Genomic DNA, 25576 nt, shown 5'->3' with positions numbered 1-25576 from the left:
AGCAATGGCACTACTTGGAGAAAAAGAATACTTTAAGGGAATTGGGAGAATTAAATATGAAGGTAAAGATTCCGATAATCCTATGGCATTTAAATTTTACAATCCTGAACAAATTATAGCTGGTAAAACCATGCGTGAACATTTTAAGTTTGCCATGGCTTATTGGCACACCTTATGCGGTACTGGAGGCGACCCTTTTGGACCGGGAACAAAGTCGTTTCCTTGGGCTACTTCAAATGACCCTTTACAAGCAGCTAAGGACAAAGCTGATGCTGCTTTTGAATTTATCACAAAAATGGGGTTTGATTACTATTGTTTTCATGATTTTGACTTGGTTGATGAAGCGGATTCCCTTGCCGAATCTGAAAATCGCATATTAAAAACTGTTGACTATTTAAAAGAAAAACAAAAAGCTTCCGGGGTTAAACTATTGTGGGGTACATCAAACTGTTTTTCAAATCCGAGATATATGAACGGAGCTGCCTCTAATCCAAACTTTGATGTTTTGGCAAGAGCTGGGGCACAGGTTAAAATTGCCTTGGACGCCACAATGGCATTAGGAGGCGAAAATTATGTTTTCTGGGGAGGTAGAGAAGGCTACATGTCTTTATTAAATACGGATATGAAACTGGAGCAAGATAATATTGGTAGATTCTTGAATATGGCGAAGGACTATGCTAGAAGTCAGGGATTTAAAGGCACCTTCTTTATTGAGCCAAAACCCATGGAGCCAACCAAACATCAATATGATTTTGATTGTGCAACATCAATCAATACCATAAATGAGTACGGCCTTGAAAAAGATTTTAAATTAAATATTGAGGTTAATCATGCAACCTTAGCTCAACATACTTTTCAGCACGAATTACAAGTCGCTGCAAACGCTAATATGTTAGGTAGTATAGATGCTAATCGAGGTGATTATCAAAATGGCTGGGATACAGACCAATTTCCTAATAATGTCATGGAAACTACAGAGGCCATGTTGGTCTTTTTAAAGTCAGGCGGACTTCAAGGAGGAGGTATCAACTTTGATGCTAAAACAAGACGTAACAGTACTGACTTAGAGGATATTTTTATTGCGCATATTGGCGGAGCAGATACGTTTGCAAGAGCACTCATTGCCGCAAACAATATTCTTAAAAATTCAAAATATGAGCAATTGCTAAATAATCGTTATAGCTCCTTTAGTACTGGTAAGGGCGCTGATTTTGTAGACGGGAAACTAGCACTCAGCGATTTACATGCATACGCTACTTCTCATGGCGAGCCAGAACAAATTAGCGGAAAACAAGAATTGTATGAAATGATTCTTAATCAACATATCTAGGCTAAACAAATGGAATCAATATTAGAACGCTTAGATTGGTGGGTTCTAGGTGCATATTTAGCAGCTTTAATAGCGGTAGCCATATGGGTTGTACTTCAAAAAAATAAAAATACTGAGGACTATTTTTTAGCAGGAAGGAACGTTGGCTGGTTTGTCATAGGTGCTTCTATATTTGCCTCAAATATTGGTTCAGAACATGTGGTAGGCCTTGCAGGAACAGGAGCAGAATCGGGCATGCCTATGGCACACTATGAATTACATGCTTGGATTGTCTTATTGTTGGGTTGGTTATTTCTTCCTTTTTATTTTAGAAGCAATGCCTTTACCATGCCGGAATTTCTTGAAAAGCGATTTGATAGTCGATCTAGATGGTTCTTATCTGTCTTCTCATTGGTAGGTTATGTAATTACCAAAGTATCTGTTACTATTTACGCTGGTGGTATTGTGGTATCTGAACTTTTAGGCATCCCCTTTTGGTATGGTGCTATTGGGATTGTAGTATTTACAGGGGCTTATACCATCATTGGAGGAATGAAAGCGGTTATTTATACTGAAACCCTCCAAACTATAATTTTAATTGCAGGTTCCATAATAATAACTTATTTGGGATTACAGGAAGTTGGTGGCTGGCAAGAATTAAAAAAAGTAGCCGGCAGTGAACATTTTAATATGTGGAGACCTATAACTGACCCTGATTTCCCTTGGACAGGAATGCTCATTGGTGGCACCATAGTAGGTATTTGGTATTGGTGTACTGATCAATATATTGTGCAAAGAACACTGGCTGCCAATAATATAAAAATAGGCCGCCGAGGGGCTATTTTTGGAGCGTACCTAAAGCTGTTACCTATTTTTATTTTTCTAATTCCTGGAATAATTGCTTTTGCGCTTTCGCAACAAGGGGTTTTAACGTATGAAAAAAGTGATGAGGTATTTCCTGTTCTAGTTAAAACACTTTTACCAGTTGGTTTAAAAGGCTTAGTTGCTGGTGGCCTAATGGCAGCCCTAATGAGTTCATTAGCCTCTGTTTTTAATTCTTGCTCGACCATTTTCACTATTGATATTTATAAAAAACTTCGACCGTTAACTGAAGAAAAAAAACTTTTAAGAGTAGGTAAAATAGCGACAGCTATGGTAGTTGTTCTTGGTATAATTTGGATTCCAATTATGGAAAAAATAGGAGGCGGAGTGCTTTACCAATACTTACAAAGCGTGCAATCATATATTGCTCCACCAATAACCGCTGTTTTCTTACTTGGTATTCTTTGGAAAAGAGTTAATTCACAAGCCGCAATTATCACCCTATTTTCTGGTCTAGTAATAGCTGCATTGCGTATTACTGCAGAAATTTATCAAGAACAATTATCTGGTATATTTTTGTCTTTTGCTACAATCAATTTTGCGCATATGGCCATTTTTATGTTCCTTCTATCTGTTATGATTTGTATTTCGGTTAGCCTTGCAACTAACCCACCAGACTATTCCAAAATTAATGGGTTATCTTATGGTACTTTAACAGCTAAAGACAAACAATTTAACAAAGACAGTTTAACACTTTTAGATATCATTCTTTCCATTGTTCTTGTTTTGATAGTGGTAATGATACTTATTTATTTTACTGGATGAAAAACAACATATGAATACTACAACAAAAAGAACTTGGTTTATAGCTTTTGTCGTCTCTTTAGGCGGATTTTTATTTGGATTTGATGCCGGTATTATTTCAGGGGTGATGTCTTATGCTGGCCCGCAATTTGATTTAAATGATGTTCAAACGGGTTGGGTCGTTAGCTCCCCTTCATTCTCCGCTATGATTGCTATGCTTATCTCTGGTAGATTGAGTGATTTTATTGGAAGAAAAAAAATATTAATTGTGGTTGCTTTTTTATATGCCCTTTCAGCGTTGTTATCGGCGTACGCCGTGGGCTATGATATGCTTTGGATTGCAAGAATGTTAGGTGGAATTGCCTTTGGTGCCGCCTTAATTTTAGCACCTACCTATATCGCTGAAATTTCAAGTGCTGAAAACCGGGGCAAATTGGTTTCCATGCAACAACTAAATATCGTTTTAGGCTTTTTTGCCGCCTTTCTATGTAATTATTACCTGAACGAATTAAATACTTCAGGAGAGAGTTTTTTATCTGATGAAACTGTTTGGCGCTGGATGCTTGGACTCGAGTTGATACCTGCACTGCTCTACTTTGTATTGATGTTCTTTGTACCCAATAGCCCAAGATGGTTATTTTTAAAAGGCAAAGTTGACGCTGCTAAAAATATTCTAGTCAAACTGCATGGTAATTCTAAAGCTGAGGAAGAAGCTAAAGCAATAGCAACTAGTATAGAGAATAATCAAAATAAAGAAAAGGTTGAATTAAAAGAACTTTTAAAGCCCGCACTACGGTTTATTTTCTTGGTAGGGTTGACTTTGGGTATACTCCAACAAATAACAGGTATCAACGCCATCTACTTTTATGCAACCTCAATCTTTAAACAAACAGGTATTGGTACTAATGCTGCTTTCGCTTCTGGGGTGCTTTTAAGTACAATCGCTGTGATTTTCACCATCATTTCTATGGTAATTATCGATAAGGTGGGTCGCAGACCTTTGCTTTTGGTTGGTATTGCAGGTATTGCCATTAGTCTTTTGTGTTGTACTTATAGCTTCAGTAATGCTACTTATAAATTAACCGAAGAAAAGATAAACATTTTAGACACTTCTATAAATGAAAAGCTAACTCCTTTTCTGAATAAAGCTTATGATAATGATGTGCAGTTCAAAAGAGAAATGCAAGAAGCTCTAGGCACTAAGGTATACGCCAAAAATGATGGAGCAATCTTGGAAGCTGCGATTGAAATGAATTCCATATTAGTACTTATTGGTATTTTAGGGTTCGTAGCCTGCTTCGCCTTTTCACTCGGTCCCGTTATGTGGGTGATGCTATCTGAAATTTTCCCGACGAAGTATAGAGGATTGGCTATCGGGGTTATTGGCTTTGTTAACTCCATCAGTAGTTGGTTAATTCAACAAATATTCCCTTGGGAATTATCAAACTTAGGTAACGCAATGACTTTTTTAATTTTTGGATTAATTGGTGTCGTAGGTTTCTTTATACTGCTAAAAGTATTGCCTGAGACCAAAGGAAAATCGCTAGAACAGCTTGAAACTGAATTTGTTCAATAGAACATATTAAAAAAGGCATTTCAAATGATTGAAATGCCTTTTTCTACTTCTATGTTTTTTAAGAATTACGCCTCGCAACTTGCGCATTCTTTTTTCTGTTTAAATTTTTGAGCTGCATTCATACTATGCTGATAGTACAAAGATTTAAGTCCTAATTTCCAAGCAGTTACATGAATTTTATTGATTTCTTTAGTAGGAGTATCAGGGTGCACCAAAATATTCACTGATTGACCTTGATCAATATGATGTTGTCTTGCCGCAGCTTGATAAATAATATCTAATTGATCCAATTCGGAATAGGTCTTGAAAACAGCTTTCTCCTCTTCCGTCAAAAACTCAAGATGCTGTACAGAACCATCGCGATCACGTATGCTCTTCCAAATTTCTGGAGTATCCATGCCTTTTTCTTCTAGCAAATCAGCCAAAAATGGATTCTTGATGGTTGTTTTAAGCTTGGCAATATCTTTTACATAAACATTAGACCAAATTGGCTCAATACCTTGAGAAACCTGACCTAAAATAAATGCTGAAGAAGTTGTTGGCGCAACTGCATTTAAAGTAGCATTTCTACGACCATAACCTTTTAGTACTTCAGGCTCTCCAAAACGTTCGGCCAATTGTTCGGATGCTTTATAAGAACGTTCTTTAATTTCTTTAAAGATTTCATTGTTTAAATTAAATGCTTCTTGACTATCAAAAGCCATCATCTTAGACTGCAATAAAGAGTGCCATCCTAGGGCACCTAAGCCTAAAGAACGGTTCGCTTTAGAAAAATTATATGCACGTTCCATAAATAAGAAGGTCTGTCTATCTTCACGATTATCAGAGTCACGATAGACTTCTAATTTTTCTAAAAATTCTGTAATTACAGCATCTAGAAAATGTACCATGGTCTCTACTGCATCGGTATTCTTCCATTTGTCATAATGCAAAACATTAATACTGGATAATACACAAACAAATGACCAATTGTCATTAGACGGCAGCATAATCTCCGTACATAAATTGCTAGCATATATTTGATGGTTCTTCTCTTGATAAACATCAGCAGCACCATTATTAGCATTATCAGAAAAGAAAACATATGGATAACCCATTTCACCTCGACGTTGCAATACTTTAGCCCAAACAGTTCGTTTTTCAACATCACCGTCAATCATTTCTTGCATCCAATCGTTGGTAACCGTTACTCCATGAGTAAGTTGTTGAATAGGGTTACCTTCAGTACCTATTTCTAAAAACTCCATGATATCAGGGTGGCTAATAGGTAAGTATGGTGAAAAACGACCTCTACGCACTGAACCTTGGCTTACCACATCAACCATAGATTCAAAAAGCTGCATGATATGTACAGCCCCTGAAGCTTCTCCATTATTCTTAACTGGCGCTCCTCTATGACGAATTTTTCCAAAATATCCAGAAGTTCCACCACCTAATTTAGACATCATTCCAACTTCCGATTGGGTATATAAAATATTACCCATATCATCATCGACATGAGAACCAAAGCAACTTATTGGCAAACCTCTTTCTTTACCAAAATTTGACCACACTGGCGAGGCCAAAGAGAAAAAACCTTCAGACATATAGTTGTAAAACTTATCTGCGTAACCTGGTATTTGTAAAATTTGTTCTGCTCTATTTGCTATTTCACGAATTCTGCCTTCCGGAGTGGCATCTTTAGTTAAATAACCCGCAGCTAAAAATTTCCTGCTGTTATCATTTAACCACGCAAATTCTTCAGAAGTAGCATTCTCAGTTATAACATTGGATAGTGCTTCTTTTCTAGCATTCACTAAAGTTTTAGCTGGGTTGGTGGTGGTTTCTTTTAGGTTTTTGTCTAGTTGGTTCTGCATATCTTAAAACAAATCGTCGCTGGTTATACTTTGTGTTCTTTTACTATAGTTGATGGAACGTTTTACGAAGAAATCTCCATGTTTTGTCCCAATTATTTCATCATCAAACCATTCTGTTTCTAAAAGCAACTTCTGGTCAACTTCAAAAACGGAATTAATTCCGATACTCTCTAGTGAGCTATTGAATCTGTTCTTTAAAAATTCATTCACTACTGTTTTTGGCAAGAAATCTAGCTCTCCATCTTCAAAAATCCAATCGACTATACTACTCTCCGCTTCAAAGGCCTTCTTGCACATGTCTTGGATAATAGCATGATATTCATCATTAAACCATTCAGGATGTTCTTCTTTTAAAATATTTATGATGTCAATACCAAAATCACCATGGATTTGTTCTTCTTTTGAAGTTGCCTCCACAACATTTGAAATACCTTTAAGCATATTTTTATGCTTATTGAAGGCCATAATAATCAAGAACTGAGAAAATAAAGAAACATGCTCAATAAATAATGAGAACAATAAAATTGCTTCAGCATACTCCTTGTCACTATCACTTCTTGAATTCTTAAGTGCAGTTTCTAAATATTGCACTCGCTTCATTATAGCCGGTTTCTTCTTGAGGTTTTTGAACTCTTCATTCAAACCTAATACTTCAAGTAAGTGAGAATACGCGTCATGATGACGAACTTCACTTTCTGCAAAAGTTGCCCCAACTGAACCTATTTCTGGCTTAGGCATTCTTTGGTATATGTCACCCCAAAATGACTTAACTGCCACTTCAATCTGGGATATCGCTAACATTGTATTTTTGATAGCATTCTGCTCAACACTATTCAATCGAGATTTAAAATCTTGAATATCACTTGTAAAATTAAATTCTGTATGAATCCAATACGAATGACGTATGGCAGGCACATATTCGTAAAGTTGTGGGTATTCGTATGGTTTTAAATTGATACGTTTTTCAAAAATATTTGATTTTCTAATTCTTGCTTGCTCGTTACGGTAAATGATATAAGCTTTAGCAACATCCTGAAACTCACTTTGCATGAGTTTTTGTTCCACCACGTCTTGAACCTCTTCTACGGTTGGAGTGTACTCCGCATCATTACCTTGTCTTACTAAAAGCGATGTGTAAACTTGGTCTGCAATGCGCTGAGCATCTTCCATTTGACCATTTTCAACAGCTGTCATTGCCTTTAAAATCGCGTTAGTGATTTTATAAAGCTCAAAAGTTTTGGTGCTAAAATCTCTCTTAGTAATCTTGATAATCTCCATAAAAAAATTGAATTTGTTCGGAATTGTTCCTTAAAACCAGATTATAAAATTCATCATTTCTTTACTCAGATTTTACATTACAAAATTTGGTTCTCAACAATTTTATCAACATCATAATTTGCACCCTTAGTTACAAGCATTTAGAGAATTTTTTGATGCATTTTTTTTTAAAAAGACATAAAAAGTGATGTGGAAAGTATAGAAAACAAAAAAGCAGCTATGTTATATAGCTGCTTTTGCTCCTCCTCTTGGGCTCGAACCAAGGACCCTCTGATTAACAGTCAGATGCTCTAACCAACTGAGCTAAGGAGGAATGTTTTACCTTAAGCGGGTGCAAATATAATTTTTTCTTTAGAACACTACAAAGAAAAAATTAATCATTTTTATTTAAAAAGCCATTTGTAGACATCATTACCATTTGCAAACAACAATAATGCGATTAATAAAAAGAAACCTACCATTTGCGCATACTCCATAAATTTATCGCTTGGTTTTCTACCAGACACCATTTCATATAATAAGAACATGACATGACCCCCATCTAAAGCTGGTATTGGTAATATGTTCATAAAAGCCAAAATAATTGATATCAAGGCCGTTGTCGACCAAAATGCGGGCCAGTTCCAAGTATCAGGAAACATTTTACCAATCGCCGCAAAACCACCAACGCCTTTGTAAGCTCCTGTAGAGGGGTTAAAAATTTTCTTCAGTTGCTTTACGTAATTGCTTAGCGTTTCAACTCCTTCATTAATGCCGGCAGGAATTGCTTCTGCAAAAGAATAGCTAGTAGTTTCTACTTTTAAAATTTCTCTATCGGCTAAATCAAAAAGACCAGGAAATCCTAAACGGACGCCTATTTTAGCAGAGTCATTGACTACCATTTGTACCATTCTGGTTGACCCTTCTTTATTTGTTACTGTAAAAGGCACATTCTGCCCTTTATATTTTTGAATAATACCATTGAACTCATCGTAATAAGTAATTTCTTCGTCTCCAATTTTATTGATGACGTCTTCGAGCTTCAAACCTGAGGCAGCGTTATGAGAATCTTTAGGTATTTCACCAACAATAAAAGGTATCCTTGGGTATAAAAATCGTACTTTATCTTCATCCTCAAGCAGTGTTTCAATAAAATCAACAGGCATTTCTTTTTCTATACGCTGCCCATCGCGTTCAATAGTAAGTGTGTTGCCATTGACTAATTCTAAGTATACGCTACTAAAAGATTTTAGTTTCTGCCCATCAACAGCAATAATTTTATCCCCAGTTTGAATTCCGGCTTTATTGCCTATCACTTCTTCCATTACCCAAACACCATCTTTTAAGCTATCCATCGGCACATACTTATCACCATATTGGTATGCCATTCCAATATAAATGATTACAGCAAGAACAAAATTCACAGTAACACCACCAAGCATAATAATTAGCCTTTGCCAAGCTGGTTTACTGCGAAACTCCCAAGGTTTAGGTTCTTCTTTCATGGCCTCCGTGTCCATGCTTTCATCAATCATACCTGAAATCTTCACATAACCGCCTAAAGGCAACCAACCAATACCATAGACTGTTTCACCAATCTTCTTTTTGAACAAAGAATATTTGATATCAAAAAACAAATAGAATTTTTCCACTCGAGTTTTAAATAATTTTGCGGGTATAAAATGTCCTAATTCGTGTAGAACTATTAAAAGGGACAAACTCAAAAAGAATTGAATAATCTGTATAATGATGGGACTCATGTATTATTTTGCTTGAAGCCCACAAAAGTAAGTTTTTAGACTCGCTAAAAAAAACAGCCCTTTAAAGCATATTTCATTTTAAGAAAGATTTAGTATCTAAATCTTCCATTTTCTTGATAAATGTCGCTTCCTAAGCTATTTTTGCAGTCTATGAGAAGGTTTTTTAGTCAGTTCAAATTTTTTGGTATCGTACTGGGTATCATTTCAATAATAATCATATACTTTATTTATAATGCATTAAAACCTCAAAAACGATTACCTATTTACCAACCGAATATGGTAAATCCTGAATTGGTAGATAGTACGTTACATGATACTAAAAAGTATCATACCATAGCAGATTTTATGCTGACCAATCAAAATGGTGAAACTATAACTGAACAGTCATATGAAAATAGTATTTATATCGCTGACTTTTTCTTTACCACATGCCCCAGCATATGTCCAATAATGACCAAGAATATGGCTAACATTCAGGAACAAATTTTAAATGATGATGAAGTAATGTTGCTTTCTCATTCTGTAACCCCTAAAATAGATTCTGTGGAACAGCTCAAGAAATATGCTATTGAAAAAGGAGTTATTGATGCTAAGTGGAATTTGGTTACCGGTGATAAAAAACAAATTTATGAACTCGCTCGAAAGTCATATTTAGCAGTTAAAAATGATGGAGATGGTGGACCCTTTGATATGATACACACCGAAAACTTCATTTTGGTTGATAAAGAGAGACGTATTCGTGGTTTTTATGATGGCACTAATGAAGAAGAAATTAAGGAGCTATTGGAGGACCTCAGTATTCTAAAGGCATCTTATCAAAAGAGTTAACTCAAATGACCTTTTCAAAAAATAAGAAATCATTTTCATAGGTTTCAGAGATAGATTCGCGATTTTGTCCTATTTTTGACTACTTATAATCAATCTAAATAAAAATAAGTGATTACGGTAGCGGAACTGAAGTATGGTCAAAAGGGTATAATTAAAGAGTTTTCTGAATCTTTACTGCCCATTAAACTTTTAGAATTAGGCTGTTTACCAGGTAATCAAGTTGAATTAGTACAGATTGCACCTCTTAGCGACCCGGTATATATTAATGTGAACGGATCTCATATTGCTATTCGTAAATCCATGGCCTCATTAATTGAACTAGACATTATTGAAGATTCTAATTCATGAGTAAAAACATCAATGTTGCTTTAATTGGAAATCCAAATACTGGTAAAACTTCAGTTTTTAATCAACTTACTGGGCTTAATCAAAAAGTAGGTAACTATCCAGGTATTACAGTTGAGAAAAAAGAAGGGATTTGTAAACTACCACGAGGGGTAAAAGCTCATGTTTTAGATTTACCAGGCACCTACAGTCTTAATACGACTTCCTTAGACGAAAGTGTTGTTGTAGAGTTATTGCTCAATAAAAATGATAAAGATTATCCAGATGTAGCGGTAGTCATTAGCGATATAGAAAACCTAAAACGAAATCTTTTACTTTTTACTCAAATAAAAGACCTTCAAATTCCTGCCGTACTAGTAATCAATATGGCTGATAGAATGACCAGAAAAGGAATTTCAATAGATATTGAATTACTCGAGAAAAAACTAGACACTAAAATCGCTTTAGTGAGCACTAGAAAGGGTCAGGGCATTGAACGAGTTAAAGAACTCATTGCCAATTACAAAAGTCTTTCTTCAAAACCTAATACGAATACCTCTAGAATTTCACCTGAGTATTTTGCGCGTTTACAAAAAACCTTTCCTCAAGAAGATTTGTACAAATTGTGGTTGGTAATTACACAAGATGTCAATTTCATGCCCATTGAGAAGAAACGTATTCAAGATGCAACTTCATTCTCAACTAAATCAAAAAATGAATTAAAAAAATTACAACACAAAGAGACTGTAATTCGGTATCAATTCATCAACGGAATTTTAAAGGAAGCTTATAAGGTCGATTTGCAATCTGCCAAAGGATTAAGAGCTAGTCTTGATAAGGTCTTGACTCACAAAGTTTTTGGATATCTTATTTTCTGTATCATTTTATTGACCATTTTTCAGGCCATTTTCGAATGGAGCTCATACCCCTCTGATTGGATTGATATACAATTTTCTATGGCTGGCGAATGGGTCAAAGACACCTTACCTTCAGGGGTATTTACCAACCTATTGGCCGAGGGTATTATTGCAGGTATTAAAGGTATCGCCGTTTTTATACCACAAATTGCATTCTTGTTTTTATTCATTTCATTATTAGAAGAATCAGGGTATATGAGTCGCGTGGTGTTCTTAATGGATAAACTAATGCGACCCTTTGGACTTAGTGGAAAAAGTGTTGTACCCTTAATTTCTGGTACTGCATGTGCCATACCAGCTGTGATGGCAACACGTACCATTGAAAATTGGAAAGAACGATTAATTACCATTTTAGTTGTGCCTTTTACTACATGTTCTGCGCGATTACCGGTGTATTTAATTTTAATTGCACTGGTTATCCCAAAAGGTAGTTTTCTAGGCTTAAGTTATCAGGCCTTAACCTTAATGCTTCTTTATCTTTTAGGATTTGGAATGGCCATTCTTTCGGCAATGTTATTGAACAAGTATTTGAAAATTCAAAACAAATCGTTGTTCATGATCGAAATGCCAACCTATAGGCTTCCACTTTTTAAAAATGTTTTTTACACAGTGCTTGAAAAAACAAAAAGTTTTGTTTTTGGAGCAGGTAAAATCATTTTAGCAATCTCAATCATTCTTTGGTTTTTGGGTTCTAATGGTTTTTCAGAGGAATTTAAAAATGCAGAAGAAATTGTTACTCAAAGAATTGAAAAAAACGGTTTAAATAATTACAGCAAAAATTATATAAAAAACAGCTTAATTGCTTTTGAGAAATCTCCAGATCCTGAATTAATTCAGTCTGCTAAAGATTCCTTAGATATTGTCAAACTAAGATTGACCGAGAAAGCTATTGCTCAAGAAATTACGAGCTTCAAATTAGAACATTCTTATATAGGTTATGCTGGTAAGGCAATAGAACCTATTGTAAAACCATTGGGTTATGATTGGAAAATTGGTATCGCCGTTTTAACTTCGTTCGCCGCCCGGGAAGTATTCGTAGGTACTCTAGCTACCATTTATAGTGTTGGTAATGACGAAGAGGAAACTATAAAAAATAGAATGGCCGCTGAGTTAGACAATTCAGGTAATAAACCCCTATTTAATTTAGCGTCAGGTATATCCTTAATGCTTTTTTATGCTTTTGCCATGCAGTGTATGAGTACACTAGCTGTTGTAAAACGCGAGACCAATTCTTGGAAATGGCCTTTATATCAACTAGTATTTATGAGCGGTTTTGCCTACCTTGTAGCTTTGGTAGCGTACCAAGTTTTAAAATAAATGGAAGTTTTTCAACACATATTAGTATACTTTTTTTTAGCACTCTCCGTAGGATATCTGCTTTTAAAATATGTTTTTCCGAAAAGCTTAAGGTTTAAGAAAAATTCAAATTCTAAGGGCTGTTCAAATAATGACTGTGGTTGTTCTTAAAATTTATTTCTAATCGCTAGCCTACTTATTCACTCCTATTCTATTATTTCTTTTTAAAAATTTAAGGCCGCTTTGTAACCTTTTGTACTTTTCTGACTATATAGTTACGAATACCAACCAAGAACATGCTATTAAAAGAGCAAACAGACGAAAAATTAATGGGGGAAGTAGCTTTAGGAAACTTAGATGTTTTAAAAGTACTTTTTGAACGACACCATATTCACATTTTTAATTTTTTATATAAAATGTGTGGTGACAGAATGTTGAGTGAAGATTTAACTCAAGATGTATTTTACAAGGTGATTAAGTATAGGTCATCTTATAAAAACGGAAAGTTCGTCTCTTGGTTATTTACCATTGCTAGAAATAGTCTGAAAACACATTTTACGAGAAATAAAGAAGTACATAATGATATTGATGCTGTTTCATATCAACTAGCAGCTGAACAAATAGAAAACAAAGAAGACTATTCGCATTTACAAAAAGCATTGAACCGGTTAGAAGCTTCTGACAGAGAGGCAATTGTTTTACATAAATTTCATGAAATTAAATATGTCGAATTAGCTGAAATTTTAAACTCAACACCAGGAGCGGTGAAGACTAAAGTGAGTAGAGCCTTAAAAAAATTAAAAACAATTTACCTACAAAATATCTGATGATGAACGAAGAAAATATAACAGACTTGATTCCAGATTATTTAGATAGTAAGCTCAATAATGACCAAAGGATTATTGTCGAGACACATATTAAAAAATCCAAATCTTTTGCAACCGAAGTAGAAGAATACCAACTTCTTTTTAACGCTATCGAACGAGAAAAAGTTGAAGCGCCTTCGTCAAAATTAAAAGAAGGTTTTCTTGCGCTTTTAGAAGAAGAAAAGAACAATTCAGTTAAGGTAGTTGCCATCAACCAATCTACCTCTAAAAATAATAATAACTGGCTCAAAAGTATTATGAAAATTGCGGCGAGTATAGCCATTCTAGCTATTGCTTTTGCCTCTGGGCGTTATTTTCAATCTGAAAAAGCAAACCTAACTATTGCTTCAATAGAAAATGAAAGTCAACAATTAAAACAGACGGCTATGATTTCACTTATGGAGAATCAATCTGCTAGTAAACGAATTCAAGGTGTTCAATTTATTCAAGACTTTAAAAATCCTGATGAGGCCATTATCACTGCCTTAACTGATAGAATGCTTCATGATGAAAACATTAATGTGAGGTTAACAGCGGTAGAGGCATTGTCAAATTTTTCAAGTGCTGAATTGGTCAAAATTGCTTTTATCAAAGCTTTAGAAACAGAAAAAGACCCGAGTGTACAAATTTCACTTATTCGAAATCTTGTGAAAACACAAGAAAAGAAAGCCCTAGAACCAATGAAAAAATTATTAGAACAAGAAGACACTCAGCCATTTGTTAAGGATGAAATTAATCAAGTATTATCAGAAATTATATAAACATCAAAAAACGAAAATCATGAAATTAGTATCAAGTATTTTATTTATCTGCGCATTTGTTTGGAGTGCAACAGCGCAAACGGATTACACTAAATCTTTAAGTGGGGTTGATTGGGTTAAGATCGAATCAAAATCAGGAATTGAATTAAAAACACACGACAAAAATGAGCTTTTAATCAAAGTATCTTCAAGAAAAAAGAAATCTGAAAAAGCCAAAGGACTAAAATTAGTTGGTGCAGGTGGCACTGATAATACTGATGTAGGTTTTTATGTAGTGCAAGATGGAGGCACTATGTTAGTTAAGAATTTGAGAAGGTCTGAAAAAGCGGAAATATTTCTGCCAAAAACTCAAAATGTTTCAGTAACCAATTCATGGAATGGAGACATATACATAGCAGGTTTTTCAGGTGAAGTTGAAGCTAATGCAAATCTAAATGGCGGACTTAAAATGGAGAACCTTTCTGGTCCTGTTACTGCCTATTCATTGAATCAAGGTATTGAAGTGTCTTTTGATAAAATCAGTCAAGACGCTCCAATTGTAATTAGAACAACTAATGGAGAAATTGATGTTACGCTACCAGAAAACACTTCGGCCGATATGGAACTAAGCTCTTGGAATGGTGATATTTATACCAATTTTGATTTGCAGAGACCTGACAAAGAGGGGCTCAAATCAGTATCTGGCAAGAACATAAAAGGAGCCATTAATGGCGGAGGTGTAGCTATTAAATTAAAATCCACCAACGGAACTATTTATTTAAGAAAAAAATAAACTAACAAAAATAAGTTGAGCTTGATACTATGAATTACAGAAACTGGCTTGGCACAAAAAACGAACAATCATGAAAAATTTAAAATTAGGGCTACTCTTGTGTTTTATCACAACGATAGTAACTGGGCAGAAAATCATTGAAAAAAACCTTGACTATAACAACCAATATATTGAAATGAAAGTGCCTTTCGCTTCAGATATTGAAGTAAAAACTTGGGACAAGCAAAGTGTTTATTTCAAAGCTAATATCAGCACCAAAGATGATAAACATATTGAGCTTTATAAGTTAGATATTAAAGAGAATAGTAATTCGATTATCATAGCATCTGATACTGAAAAGCTTTTTGACGCATTTAAAAACGAATGGCAAAAAGAGAATAAGCATAATTACTATTCGAATAGAAAATACGACTTTGATTATGTGCTGTATGTGCCAAAAAATGCCAAGTTTAAAGTAAGTAGTATTAATGGAAGTATGAAATCTGAATTGATTGAAGGCGACTTTACTGCAGATCTCATTAATGGTAATATCGATATTGGCGCCTATGCTGGCGAATTAAAATTAACCACTATAAATGGAGAAATTGATTTAAAAGTTTCTAATACCAAATTCGTAGCTGAAACTATTCACGGTGATATTTATGCTGATGAAAACCTAAGTATTGTTGCTCATGACAGGCATGTTGGCCAAAAAGTAGAAAGTGATGGAGGTAGTTTTAAAAATAAGCTTAGTCTCAATACCATTAATGGTAACATGTATTTGAGAAAATAAATTTGGTACTAAGACAAATATTTTGGGGCGCATGATATGCGCCTTTTTTTATGTTCTTTAATCAAACTCAAACATTACAAGAATTTGTCGTATTTTAAAGCAGCTAAAAAACGTGCCATGAAAAAAATTCTTTCTTTACTTTCAATAGTACTTTGCTTATTTATTGTTAGCTGTTCTGCAACAAAAAGCAATGAAACCAATAAATCTAATCTTAAAGAAAGTTTAGATAAAAAAAATAGAGCAAATGTTTCTTTACTGACACAAATAAGACAAAAACCTGGCATTGTTCTTAAAAATGGAGTCCCTGTTCTTCAAAAAACGGCAAATTCCATTTCGCCATTTGGTACGAGCGAGCCTCTATATGTTCTGGATGATTTAATAGTAGGCAATTCATTTAGTGCCGTTAATGATCTGGTTACTAATTTTATGGTCAAGAAAATAGAAGTTTTATCAGCTTCTGATGCTTCTTTTTACGGCAGTCGTGGTGCCAACGGAGTTATCAAACTCACCACCTTAAAAGAATAAAAAACAGTAATCCTACGCAATGAGAAAACCTTTTCAACTTCGACTTTTAACTTCTTTATTTACCTTATTGTTATTCTGTTCTTTTTCAGGCTGTTCCGATTCTGATGGAGATGGTCCTGACCCAATTATTCAAGAGGAAGAAGAAGCAAATGACCCAGAACCAATTGACCCCAACAGACCTTGGAATTTAGTTTGGGAAGAAGAATTTGAGTCTGATTTATCAGAATGGAATATATGGGAAAGCGGTGCTTTTAATAATGAAATACAGTTTTACCGTCCGGAGCAATTAGTATTAGAAAACGGCATTTTAAGTATTAATGTGCAGCGTGAACGAATTATTGGTCCTAACAATCCATTTGATAGTACGGACAAAGAGTTTGAATACGTTTCCGGCAGAATAGAAACCAAAACAACATACGGACCATCAAGTGCAACAGGTGAAACCGAATACCGATTTATGGCCAGTATCAAATTCCCTTCTGGCAATGGAATGTGGCCTGCATTTTGGTCTTATGGTGACCCATGGCCAACAAAAGGCGAAATAGATATTATAGAAGCCAGAGGTAATCTGCCAATGGAGTTTTCTTCTAATATCTTTTACGGTGTTGAAGAGGGTATTCCTATTACCAACAATGACAATACAGTTGTGGAACATGAATTAGAAGTCGACATCACGGCCGATTTTCATACCTATGAACTCATTTGGACGTCCAATAGTTTAGAAATTATTTTTGATGACGAAAGCCTACATAAATACAATGCTAATGGGCTAAACTTTATTTCGTCACTCTTTGGTCAAAAACAACAAATTGTTTTAAATACTGCTGTTGGCGGATTCTTTTTTCCAAATCAATCTTCATCAACATTTGTGGATACTTCGCAAATGCAAGTAGACTGGGTGCGTGTTTATAGTAGATAAGTATTAGAGCGAAATAGTAACTTGAACATCTTTAGCTACTTCAAAGGCGCAGTCTTTGAATTTTGGAGGGCCAAATGCCCTCATCTTGGCATGTGAAAAGGCAACTTTTTCCTTAGGTATTCCAAACCAATTGGTGTCTAATTCGTCATTGCCGTTTTCGTCATAAAATAAAGCAATTGCATATTCACCATTAGGTATCTCATCAACCTCAACGGTTGTTCTACCTTCCTTAGCTTTGGCACTACCAGAGGCAAAAACCTTATCAAATTCTAAAAATGTTTCATGACTTTCGTAAACCGCCACGCTCACTTTACCTTTTGAAGAAGGCACTTGTTCTACATGTACTGTTATCTTATGCTGGGCAAAGCAAATACTAGAAATTAATAAAAAACTGCTGAAAATAATTTTCATTAAATGAAATTTTCGATTACGTAAAAGACTCTTAAGAGTTTTAAATTAGCTGTATTCAAAGATAAAATACCTTAATCTTTTTGTTCTAAAGCCAAAGTTAATTTCTCGTAGATTTCTTGAGTTTCTATACTATCTGCTAAATTCAAATACAAGAGCAAGCTATCTTGATGAGTAATCCGAAGCTTTGGCTGTCTTAAGTCATCAACAAATACATAAACCTTGGTTTGAGTTAATGAATCAACAAACACACCCTTCTCTTTAGCTAACCACGAAAACCCATTCATTCGTTGCATAGCTGGCAATTTATTAAGCCATGTGACTTTATCAATTTCAATAATTGGAATTCTTTGTTTATAAATACCCGATGCTACTTGAAAGTTTCCTTCTTCGAACTTAGACCAATTTTTATAATGCAACGCAAAAGCGAAAATACAGCCAACAACGGTGAGTAAAATAACAAGATTCCAAAACCAGTTTTTCTTTTTCATGATAGTACTATTCCAATGCTAAATATACTTTTAAAAGTAATCAAACCTTTGTTCTTTTACTTCCGCACAATGTAAATGAATAACTATTATCTTTAAAGCAATAACCATTCCTGAAATAGTTATGAAATCAAGAAAGATTAATTCCGACCGCATTCTAGGCATATCGGCTATGGCTATAAGTGTGCTTACGCTTGCCATATTTATTTATCAAACTGATATTATGCGTGTTCAAAGTAAGCTCTCTGTAAAACCAAGACTAGATTTTACTACAAACCAAGGTGGTAATGATTCGATTATTATTTTTCAACAGGTTATAGAAAATAAGGGACTAGGGCCTGCCATTATTGATTCAATCTACTTTAAATATAACGATAAGATATTTTCTTTGGATAGCGAAAAATTACTAAGTAGTCAGCTTCCAAAATTATTGGATTATGGCTATCTATCCCAGCATGCTACTCTAGGTCGTGGTACCACTTTAACTCCTGAAGAAGAGCGGTCTATTTACACATATAATCTGCCTGCCTCAAAATTAGATAGTGTTCTTAGTTATTTAAATATTGGCCCTGATGATGATGGCCCATTTGAAATTGAAGTGATTTACACCTCTATTTACGAAGACGAAATGTGGAAAGTTACTAGCACTAATAGTCAACCTAATAAAGTGAAGTAATGCTAAAGTTCTTCAGAAAAACACGCCAAGAATTACTTTCAAAAGGTGAAACGGGCAAATACTTAAAATATGCCATTGGTGAAATCATCTTAGTGGTCATTGGTATTCTAATAGCACTTCAGATTAATAATTGGAATGAAGAAAAAAAGGAACATGAAAAAGAACAAGCATTTTTAAGAGAGATTAACTTAGACTTCAAATCCAATAAAGCGCAATTAGACTCTATCATTATTTTCAATAAAACTAATCTACATGCTGCAACACGATTATTAGAAATCATGAGTTTTTTTGATCATAATAATCCACAACGAAATAAATCAAATGCCCATTTCGCTGATAGCATTGGATATTACAATAACTTGGTTTGGAGAAATAAATCATTCAATCCAAAAAATGGGGCCGTTGAGGCGCTTTTAAACTCGTCTTCATTTGACCTAATCAAAAACGATACTTTAAGACGGAATCTAATTTCATGGAAAGATGTTCTCGGAGATTACTTAGAAGAAGAGGAGTTTGCTGTCAACTTTTTGTTTTACGAATATGGCCCATGGGTAAGAACAAATTTTGACCCAGACAGCGATAACGATCCAGAAAACACTAAAGCCTTGTTTAGTAAAAACAATAGAAATTTTTTGAATAAGAGAGCTGGAGATTTAGACAATAATTTGACTACTGTAGTTGAAGAAGGAGTCATTGCTATGATTAATGACATTGTTCGACTTACAGAACCTGACCCGAATGATTAATTTCTTTGTAAACCTTCCAAATAATTTTTAATGATAAGAAACATCCAAATACGGATAAGTTTAAAAGAGGAAGGCCAACCAGATGGACTGAAAGCTAGAACAGCCAAATACCTCGGGGTTTCAGAAGATGATTTTGAAATTAAAGTGCAACGAAAATCAATAGATGCTCGTAAGCCCACTATCTACTTCAATTATAAGCTTGAAGTCTATATTAACGAACCTACCCCAAAAGACAATACCTATCATTTCGAATATAAAGATGTCTCTACTGCCAAGTCCATTCATATTATTGGTTTTGGCCCAGCTGGTATGTGGGCAGCTCTTCGCTGTTTAGAATTAGGGTATAAGCCTATAGTTTTAGAACGCGGTAAAAACGTAAAAGATAGACGTCGAGACCTAAAAGCCATTAATCAAGATCATATTGTAAATAAAGATTCTAATTATTGTTTTGGTGAAGGCGGTGCAGGTACTTATTCCGATGGTAAATTGTATACCCGTAGTTTAAAAAGAGGCGATGTACGTCGTGTTTTTGAAAGCCTTGTTTTTCATGGAGCAACCGAAGAAATTTTGGTGGATGCACACCCACATATAGGCACCAATAAGCTCCCTAAAATTGTTCAAAATATTCGGGAAACCATTATCAAGTTTGGTGGCGAAGTCCATTTTGACACTAAAGTCACGGACATTAAATTAAAAGATAATCGCATAAGAGCTATTGTTCTCAATGGCGAAAAAGAATTAAAAGTTCAACGCGTAATCTTAGCTACTGGCCATTCTGCTCGTGATATTTTTGAGCTGTTATATAACAAAAACATTGCCCTTAAAGCCAAGTCTTTTGCCATGGGGGTTCGGGTAGAACACCCACAGCATATTATTGATTCTATTCAATACCACTGTCGTGGAGAACGCAGTGAATTACTGCCCGCGGCGGCCTACAGTCTTGTGCAGCAGGTAAAAAACCGAGGCGTGTATTCGTTTTGTATGTGCCCTGGTGGGTTTATAGTACCGGCAGCAACAGCGGAAGGTGAGGTTGTTGTTAATGGTATGTCACCCTCAAAACGGAATAACAAGTTTGCCAATTCTGGTATTGTTGTCGAAATTAATGTGGATAAAGATTTACCAACTTATGAGAAATATGGAGTTCTAAAAGGTCTAGAATATCAAAAAAATTTAGAACGTTTGGCTTTTACGGCTGGCGGAAGAACACAAACTGCTCCGGCACAACGGTTAACTGATTTTGTGGAAGGTAAAATCTCTCAAGACCTTAACCCAACATCTTATCAACCAGGACTTAATTCATCGCCTTTGCATTCTTTATTTCCAAAATTGATTGGAGGTCGCTTACGAAAAGGCTTTGAGCAATTTGGTAAAAAAATGAAGGGTTATTATACTGAAGAAGCCAATATTGTTGGTGTAGAATCTAGAACCTCATCACCAATTACTATCCCCAGAACGGAACAATTAGAACACCCAGAAATTAAAGGCCTATTCCCCTGTGGTGAAGGTGGTGGTTATGCCGGTGGAATAATTTCTGCTGCAATGGATGGGGAACGCTGTACAGAAGCTGCAATTGTAGGTCTTTAAAAATACTTAAATTAATGCTATGATTAAATTCTTCCGTCGTATTCGACAACAACTACTCTCTGAGAACAAGTTCTCTAAATACTTTTTGTATGCTATTGGTGAAATCATCTTAGTAGTCTTTGGTATTTTGATAGCACTACAGATAAATAATTGGAATCAAGACAAAATAGATTCTAAAATAGAAAAAGAGTTATTATCAGAGCTACTAGAAAATCTAAGTATTAATGCTGAAAGACTAGAAAATAGTATCACTGAAGAATATGAAACCGCGCGTTCGATAGATTTTGTAGTTGAAGTCTTAGAAAATAAACTCGCTCATGTTGATAGTATGAACTATCATTTTGGAAGAGCTGACTTTGCCTCGGACATTGTTATTTCCAACACTGCATTTGAAGCAATTAAATCACAGGGATTTCAAATAATCTCTGATAGCGAAATTAGAAAACTGATGATTGACCTATTTGATGCAGAATATGGTGTTCTCATTGCATTAACCGTTAGGTTGGAGAATCAATTTTGGCCCTCTGCTTCATTACCGCTTTTCCACAAATACTTCCGAGTGGTAGATGTGAAGTCTAGAGGATTAAAAGATCCTAATTACGATGTTATACCCATAGATTATGAATCGCTCTTAAAAGATCAAGTGTACATTAATATGATAAAACATCGGGGGTCATTCCGCTATGCTGGAGCGCATTTAAAAGAAACATCTTTAGAAAAAACAATTTTCTTAAAAGAAAAGATTGCGAATTATCTAAACCCATAATATGGATTTCAAAAACAAAAAAGTACTTATAACTGGTTCCTCAAGAGGAATCGGCAAAGCAACAGCCATGGCCTTTGCAAAAAAAGGTGCTAAAGTGGGTATCAATTACCGAAACAATACTAAAGAAGCAAAAAAAACTTTAGCAGAATTATCTGGCAAAGGGCATCATTTGTTTCAATACGATGTATCTAAAAAAGAAGAAACCAAAGTGCTTGTTGAAGATTTTGTGGCTCAATATGGAAGCATTGATGTTTTAGTCAACAATGCCGGGATTTCCATTTTTCATGATATTGATGAGGTAGATTTTGACTATTGGACACTGGCTTGGGAAAACACATATAAAACCAATCTATTTGCGGCGGCTAATACTAGTTATTGGGCAGCACAAGCCATGATGAAATCCGGAGGAGGACATATCGTAAATGTCTCTTCCAGAGGTGCCTTTAGAGGCGAACCTACAAAACCGGCCTATGGATCTAGTAAAGCGGCTTTGAATGCAATGAGCCAGTCCCTCGCAAAGAAATTAGCCCCTTATAAAATATATGTTGGTGTTGTTGCACCAGGGTTTACAGAAACTGAAATGGCAGCAGTTACCCTAACACCTGCTGAACGTGAAAAATTACTTCGAGAATCACCTTTTAAACGAATGGCCCAGCCAGAAGAAGTTGCACATGCAATTTTGTTTTTGGCTTCAGATAAGGCCGCCTATTCTTCCGGTACAATCATAGATGTGAATGGGGCAAGTTATTTAAGGAGCTAGAGTTTTTCTTCGTCATGCTAAGCGCAGTCGAAGAAAAAGAGCGATAAAATCTTCCCAAAAGAAACAATTCAGAATCCGGTTAAAAAACTCAAATAAATACAATTCCTTACATCCAAAAAGTATAGAAACCTTGTCTTTCCTTCGACTGGGCCTAGGATAACAATAAGGTACTTTAATTTTGCTAATTTTAGCCCATGAAAGCAGCTACGGTATCCCAACTCAAAAAAGAATTACAACATAGAAATCCAGATGAGTTGCTGCAATTATGCCTTCGACTGGCTCGGTTTAAAAAAGAAAACAAAGAACTACTCACCTATCTCTTGTTTGAATCTGATAGTGAATCTGGCTATATTGAAACCGTTAAAGCTGAAGTTGATGAGCAGTTTGAAGCTATCAATACCAACAGTTATTTCTACATTAAAAAAAGTGTACGTAAGATTCTTAGAACAATTAAAAAATACGCTAGATATTCTGGTAATAAAGAAACCGAAGTCGCTCTTTTACTGTATTTCTGTGAAAAACTGCGTGATTTTAAACCTTCTATAAAAAGAAATACAACGCTAATGAACCTTTATCAACGTCAGTTAGATTACATTCAAAAAAAAATAGGACTGCTTCATGAAGATTTGCAGTATGATTACGGCTTACTTTTAGATGAGTTAGAACTTTAAAGGTGCTCGTTTACCAAAATCCTGGGCACCAATCTTTTCACCATTAATGGTATCGGTATCCCAATCTTGGGTTATTTTCCATTGTCCATTTAGTTTTTGAATTACAATATGAAATTGCCCATAACTATATGAAGTTTCATTGTTCTTTATAAACCCAATTCGGTAAAACCCAACTTCGTAAGATGCTGTAGTATTGGTATGTCTGCTATCAAACCAGAAATCCAAAGTGATTAATACTCCCTCTTTCTCATACCCCATAAAACGCTCTAAATTTTTTGCTTTAAAACTATTTTGGGTATCAATACCGCTAGGAGTCACGCGTAAAACCGTTTCTGCATAAGTCGCATTTAAAGCCTCACCATCTAAAGTTTGAAATGCATTTTGAAAGGCCTTCCAAACTTCTTGATTAATTTCTTCTTGAAGAGCTGCAGTATCCTTTTGGGCAAAACCGTCTATTGAAAATAAAAAAAGACAAAGAGTTAAAAATCGAATCATACTAAATAATTTTAGGGTTCTTGAGCTAGCTTAACCTAAACCAACATCTAAAGTCATCATCACAATAAAACCCCCAATAAAGCCCATTACGGCTACGTCAGAATGCTTGTCTTGCTGCGTTTCAGGTATCACCTCTTCCACTACCACAAAAATCATTGCTCCTGCTGCAAAAGCCAGCGCATAGGGTAAAATAGGCTGAAAAGTAATTACCGCCCAAGCACCAATAACAGCAGCAATAGGTTCTACTAAGGCAGAAGCTTGACCATACATAAAACTCTTTCTTCTGCTAAGTCCTTGTCTACGCAAAGGCATAGAAACCGCAAAACCTTCAGGAAAATTTTGCAAACCAATTCCCAAAGCCAAAGCTACCGCTCCACCAATAGTTGCACCATCAAAACCAGCAGCAACACCACCAAAAAGAACACCTACTGCCAGACCTTCCGGAATGTTATGTAAGGTAATTGCTAAAGTTAATAGGGTGGTTTTATGCCATGGGGTTTTGACGCCTTCAGCTTCACTCTCTTTAAAATTAAGGTGTAAATGCGGGAGCACCTTATCGAGTCCAAAAAGAAAGAAGGCTCCCAATAAAAAGCCTACTGCTGCCGGAATCACTTTTACAAAACCTTCACCAGGGCTCATCTCAATACCCGGAGCTAAAAGACTCCAAAAACTTGCTGCTACCATTACTCCACCAGTAAAACCGAGCATAGCATCCATAACCGCTCTATTCGGGTTTTTAAAGAAAAACACCAATCCTGCCCCAGCAGCTGTTAATCCCCAGGTAAAAAGTGTGGCGTAAAAAGCCGCTAAAATAGGGTCAATAGATTCAAAATATGTAATTACTTGTTCCATTAATTATTCTTTTTTGATAAATAAATTTGTTGCTATCTGATTTGATACATGAAGTTTTTGACCATTGATATTAATATAAAGTGAATCGTCAAAAGCTTCCTTTTCCAAAACTTCAATGGCATCTCCTAAAGCAATCTGGTTTTTATCCAAAAACCTCAGAAATGCTGAAGATGTATTCTTTACACCAACACAAATTCCTTTAGAAGGTATAGGTAACTCGCTTAAAAGCTGCTTAGCTCTTTCTTGAAAATGTCCATTCTTACTAGGAATGGGGTCACCGTGAGGATCGTATTTAGGAAAATCGAGTAATTCGTCAATTTTATCAATCAATTTTTCACTTTTAATATGCTCTAGTTGTTCTGCTACTTCATGAACCTCATCCCAACTAAAATCCAGTTTTTTAAAAAGAAAAACTTCCCATAAACGATGTTTTCTAATTATTGTAAGAGCAGTTTTTATGCCCTTTTTTGTTAAGCATACCCCTTTATACTTTATATAGTTTACCAGCCCTTTTTCCGCCAGTTTTTTTGCCATATCTGTAACAGAAGATGGCTTTGTTTTCATTTCTTTGGAAATGGCATTGGTAGAAATGGAAAAAGATTCTTTCCCGCCTAAATGATATATAGCCTTTATGTAATTTTCTTCTGCCCTTGTCAATTAAAAAGTTTTTTCAAAAATACATTTTTATTTACAAAAACTAATATTTAGATTTGTCTAAATATTAGTTTTTAACTTTTAAAATTATCTTGTGGTTAAATTCATTTTA

General features: G+C 35.1%; 26 protein-coding genes and 1 tRNA gene. 18 read left to right on the top strand and 9 right to left on the bottom strand.

From position 1 onward, the window contains the following. The first annotated feature begins 4 nt into the window (after positions 1 to 4). The 3 genes from xylA to RM542_RS03900 are packed head-to-tail and all read left to right on the top strand — an operon-like array spanning position 5 to position 4511. On the top strand, positions 5 to 1330 hold the full coding sequence (gene xylA / locus RM542_RS03910; protein ID WP_311384404.1) for a xylose isomerase: 1326 nt from the start codon (positions 5 to 7) through the stop codon (positions 1328 to 1330). Positions 1331 to 1339: 9 nt separating this feature from the next. Continuing rightward, on the top strand, positions 1340 to 2956 hold the full coding sequence (locus tag RM542_RS03905) for a sodium:solute symporter (RefSeq protein WP_311384403.1): 1617 nt from the start codon (positions 1340 to 1342) through the stop codon (positions 2954 to 2956). Between the two features lie 10 nt (positions 2957 to 2966). Continuing rightward, positions 2967 to 4511, top strand: coding sequence for a sugar porter family MFS transporter (locus RM542_RS03900; protein ID WP_311384402.1), 1545 nt, complete (start codon positions 2967 to 2969; stop codon positions 4509 to 4511). A 65-nt stretch (positions 4512 to 4576) separates the two neighbouring features. Here RM542_RS03900 and RM542_RS03895 read toward each other — a convergent pair whose 3' ends face one another. The 4 genes from RM542_RS03895 to rseP all read right to left on the bottom strand — a co-directional run bounded on the left by RM542_RS03895 (position 4577) and on the right by rseP (position 9384). Continuing rightward, positions 4577 to 6367, bottom strand: a complete 1791-nt coding sequence (locus RM542_RS03895; RefSeq protein WP_311384401.1) for a ribonucleoside-diphosphate reductase subunit alpha — start codon at positions 6365 to 6367, stop codon at positions 4577 to 4579. A gap of 3 nt (positions 6368 to 6370) precedes the next feature. Further along, positions 6371 to 7645, bottom strand: a complete 1275-nt coding sequence (locus RM542_RS03890) for a ribonucleotide-diphosphate reductase subunit beta (RefSeq protein WP_311384400.1) — start codon at positions 7643 to 7645, stop codon at positions 6371 to 6373. A gap of 239 nt (positions 7646 to 7884) precedes the next feature. Beyond that, positions 7885 to 7958: transfer RNA gene (locus tag RM542_RS03885), tRNA-Asn, on the bottom strand. A gap of 70 nt (positions 7959 to 8028) precedes the next feature. Further along, positions 8029 to 9384: an RIP metalloprotease RseP gene (rseP, locus tag RM542_RS03880; protein WP_311384399.1), complete on the bottom strand. Its 1356-nt coding sequence runs from the start codon at positions 9382 to 9384 to the stop codon at positions 8029 to 8031. A gap of 150 nt (positions 9385 to 9534) precedes the next feature. Here rseP and RM542_RS03875 point away from each other — a divergent pair, with 150 nt between their 5' ends. The 9 genes from RM542_RS03875 to RM542_RS03835 all read left to right on the top strand — a co-directional run bounded on the left by RM542_RS03875 (position 9535) and on the right by RM542_RS03835 (position 17364). Continuing rightward, positions 9535 to 10212, top strand: a complete 678-nt coding sequence (locus tag RM542_RS03875; RefSeq protein ID WP_311384398.1) for an SCO family protein — start codon at positions 9535 to 9537, stop codon at positions 10210 to 10212. A gap of 108 nt (positions 10213 to 10320) precedes the next feature. After that, positions 10321 to 10560: a FeoA family protein gene (locus RM542_RS03870; protein ID WP_311384397.1), complete on the top strand. Its 240-nt coding sequence runs from the start codon at positions 10321 to 10323 to the stop codon at positions 10558 to 10560. Further along, positions 10557 to 12770, top strand: coding sequence for a ferrous iron transport protein B (feoB, locus tag RM542_RS03865; protein ID WP_311384396.1), 2214 nt, complete (start codon positions 10557 to 10559; stop codon positions 12768 to 12770). The genes RM542_RS03870 and feoB overlap by 4 nt, the downstream gene beginning before the upstream one ends. Positions 12771 to 13045: 275 nt before the next feature. After that, positions 13046 to 13576: an RNA polymerase sigma factor gene (locus tag RM542_RS03860; protein ID WP_311384395.1), complete on the top strand. Its 531-nt coding sequence runs from the start codon at positions 13046 to 13048 to the stop codon at positions 13574 to 13576. Positions 13577 to 13578: 2 nt separating this feature from the next. Next, complete coding sequence (locus tag RM542_RS03855; RefSeq protein WP_311384394.1) at positions 13579 to 14376, top strand: HEAT repeat domain-containing protein; 798 nt, start codon at positions 13579 to 13581, stop codon at positions 14374 to 14376. Positions 14377 to 14395: 19 nt separating this feature from the next. After that, positions 14396 to 15148: a DUF4097 family beta strand repeat-containing protein gene (locus tag RM542_RS03850; RefSeq protein ID WP_311384393.1), complete on the top strand. Its 753-nt coding sequence runs from the start codon at positions 14396 to 14398 to the stop codon at positions 15146 to 15148. 70 nt (positions 15149 to 15218) lie between these two features. Next, on the top strand, positions 15219 to 15920 hold the full coding sequence (locus tag RM542_RS03845) for a hypothetical protein (RefSeq protein ID WP_311384392.1): 702 nt from the start codon (positions 15219 to 15221) through the stop codon (positions 15918 to 15920). A gap of 117 nt (positions 15921 to 16037) precedes the next feature. Next, positions 16038 to 16445 carry a TonB-dependent receptor plug domain-containing protein gene (locus RM542_RS03840; RefSeq protein ID WP_311384391.1) on the top strand — a complete coding sequence of 136 codons (408 nt, stop codon included), beginning with the start codon at positions 16038 to 16040 and terminating at the stop codon, positions 16443 to 16445. Positions 16446 to 16464: 19 nt separating this feature from the next. Continuing rightward, positions 16465 to 17364, top strand: coding sequence for a glycoside hydrolase family 16 protein (locus RM542_RS03835; protein ID WP_311384390.1), 900 nt, complete (start codon positions 16465 to 16467; stop codon positions 17362 to 17364). A gap of 3 nt (positions 17365 to 17367) precedes the next feature. Here RM542_RS03835 and RM542_RS03830 read toward each other — a convergent pair whose 3' ends face one another. Then, positions 17368 to 17775, bottom strand: a complete 408-nt coding sequence (locus RM542_RS03830; RefSeq protein ID WP_311384389.1) for a DUF2141 domain-containing protein — start codon at positions 17773 to 17775, stop codon at positions 17368 to 17370. Positions 17776 to 17846: 71 nt separating this feature from the next. After that, positions 17847 to 18263 carry a hypothetical protein gene (locus RM542_RS03825; RefSeq protein ID WP_311384388.1) on the bottom strand — a complete coding sequence of 139 codons (417 nt, stop codon included), beginning with the start codon at positions 18261 to 18263 and terminating at the stop codon, positions 17847 to 17849. A 121-nt stretch (positions 18264 to 18384) separates the two neighbouring features. Here RM542_RS03825 and RM542_RS03820 point away from each other — a divergent pair, with 121 nt between their 5' ends. From RM542_RS03820 to RM542_RS03795, 6 genes are all read left to right on the top strand, one after another. Further along, positions 18385 to 18936, top strand: coding sequence for a hypothetical protein (locus RM542_RS03820; protein WP_311384387.1), 552 nt, complete (start codon positions 18385 to 18387; stop codon positions 18934 to 18936). After that, positions 18936 to 19682 (top strand): DUF6090 family protein, encoded by a 747-nt coding sequence (locus RM542_RS03815; protein WP_311384386.1) that lies wholly within the window; start codon positions 18936 to 18938, stop codon positions 19680 to 19682. Before RM542_RS03820 ends, RM542_RS03815 begins: the two co-directional genes overlap by 1 nt. Positions 19683 to 19712: 30 nt before the next feature. Then, positions 19713 to 21266, top strand: coding sequence for an FAD-dependent protein (locus tag RM542_RS03810; RefSeq protein ID WP_311384385.1), 1554 nt, complete (start codon positions 19713 to 19715; stop codon positions 21264 to 21266). 19 nt (positions 21267 to 21285) lie between these two features. After that, positions 21286 to 22032, top strand: coding sequence for a hypothetical protein (locus RM542_RS03805; protein WP_311384384.1), 747 nt, complete (start codon positions 21286 to 21288; stop codon positions 22030 to 22032). A 1-nt stretch (position 22033) separates the two neighbouring features. Then, positions 22034 to 22792 (top strand): SDR family oxidoreductase, encoded by a 759-nt coding sequence (locus tag RM542_RS03800; protein ID WP_311384383.1) that lies wholly within the window; start codon positions 22034 to 22036, stop codon positions 22790 to 22792. A 194-nt stretch (positions 22793 to 22986) separates the two neighbouring features. Next, positions 22987 to 23463, top strand: a complete 477-nt coding sequence (locus RM542_RS03795) for a hypothetical protein (RefSeq protein ID WP_311384382.1) — start codon at positions 22987 to 22989, stop codon at positions 23461 to 23463. Here the strand turns inward: RM542_RS03795 and RM542_RS03790 are convergent. The 3 genes from RM542_RS03790 to RM542_RS03780 are packed head-to-tail and all read right to left on the bottom strand — an operon-like array spanning position 23452 to position 25467. Beyond that, the gene (locus RM542_RS03790; protein ID WP_311384381.1) at positions 23452 to 23958 is read right to left on the bottom strand and encodes a hypothetical protein; all 507 of its coding nucleotides are present in this window, start codon (positions 23956 to 23958) and stop codon (positions 23452 to 23454) included. The genes RM542_RS03795 and RM542_RS03790 overlap by 12 nt on opposite strands. A 30-nt stretch (positions 23959 to 23988) precedes the next feature. Continuing rightward, positions 23989 to 24810, bottom strand: coding sequence for a ZIP family metal transporter (locus RM542_RS03785; protein ID WP_311384380.1), 822 nt, complete (start codon positions 24808 to 24810; stop codon positions 23989 to 23991). A 3-nt stretch (positions 24811 to 24813) separates the two neighbouring features. Further along, positions 24814 to 25467, bottom strand: a complete 654-nt coding sequence (locus tag RM542_RS03780) for a metal-dependent transcriptional regulator (protein WP_311384379.1) — start codon at positions 25465 to 25467, stop codon at positions 24814 to 24816. Positions 25468 to 25576: the final 109 nt, after the last annotated feature.

It is taken from the genome of Croceitalea sp. P059, assembly GCF_031846365.1.
Classification (GTDB): Bacteria; Bacteroidota; Bacteroidia; order Flavobacteriales; family Flavobacteriaceae; genus Croceitalea; species Croceitalea vernalis.
Note: the sequence above shows the minus strand (reverse complement) of the source record. Positions and strands in the feature narration are given on the sequence as shown.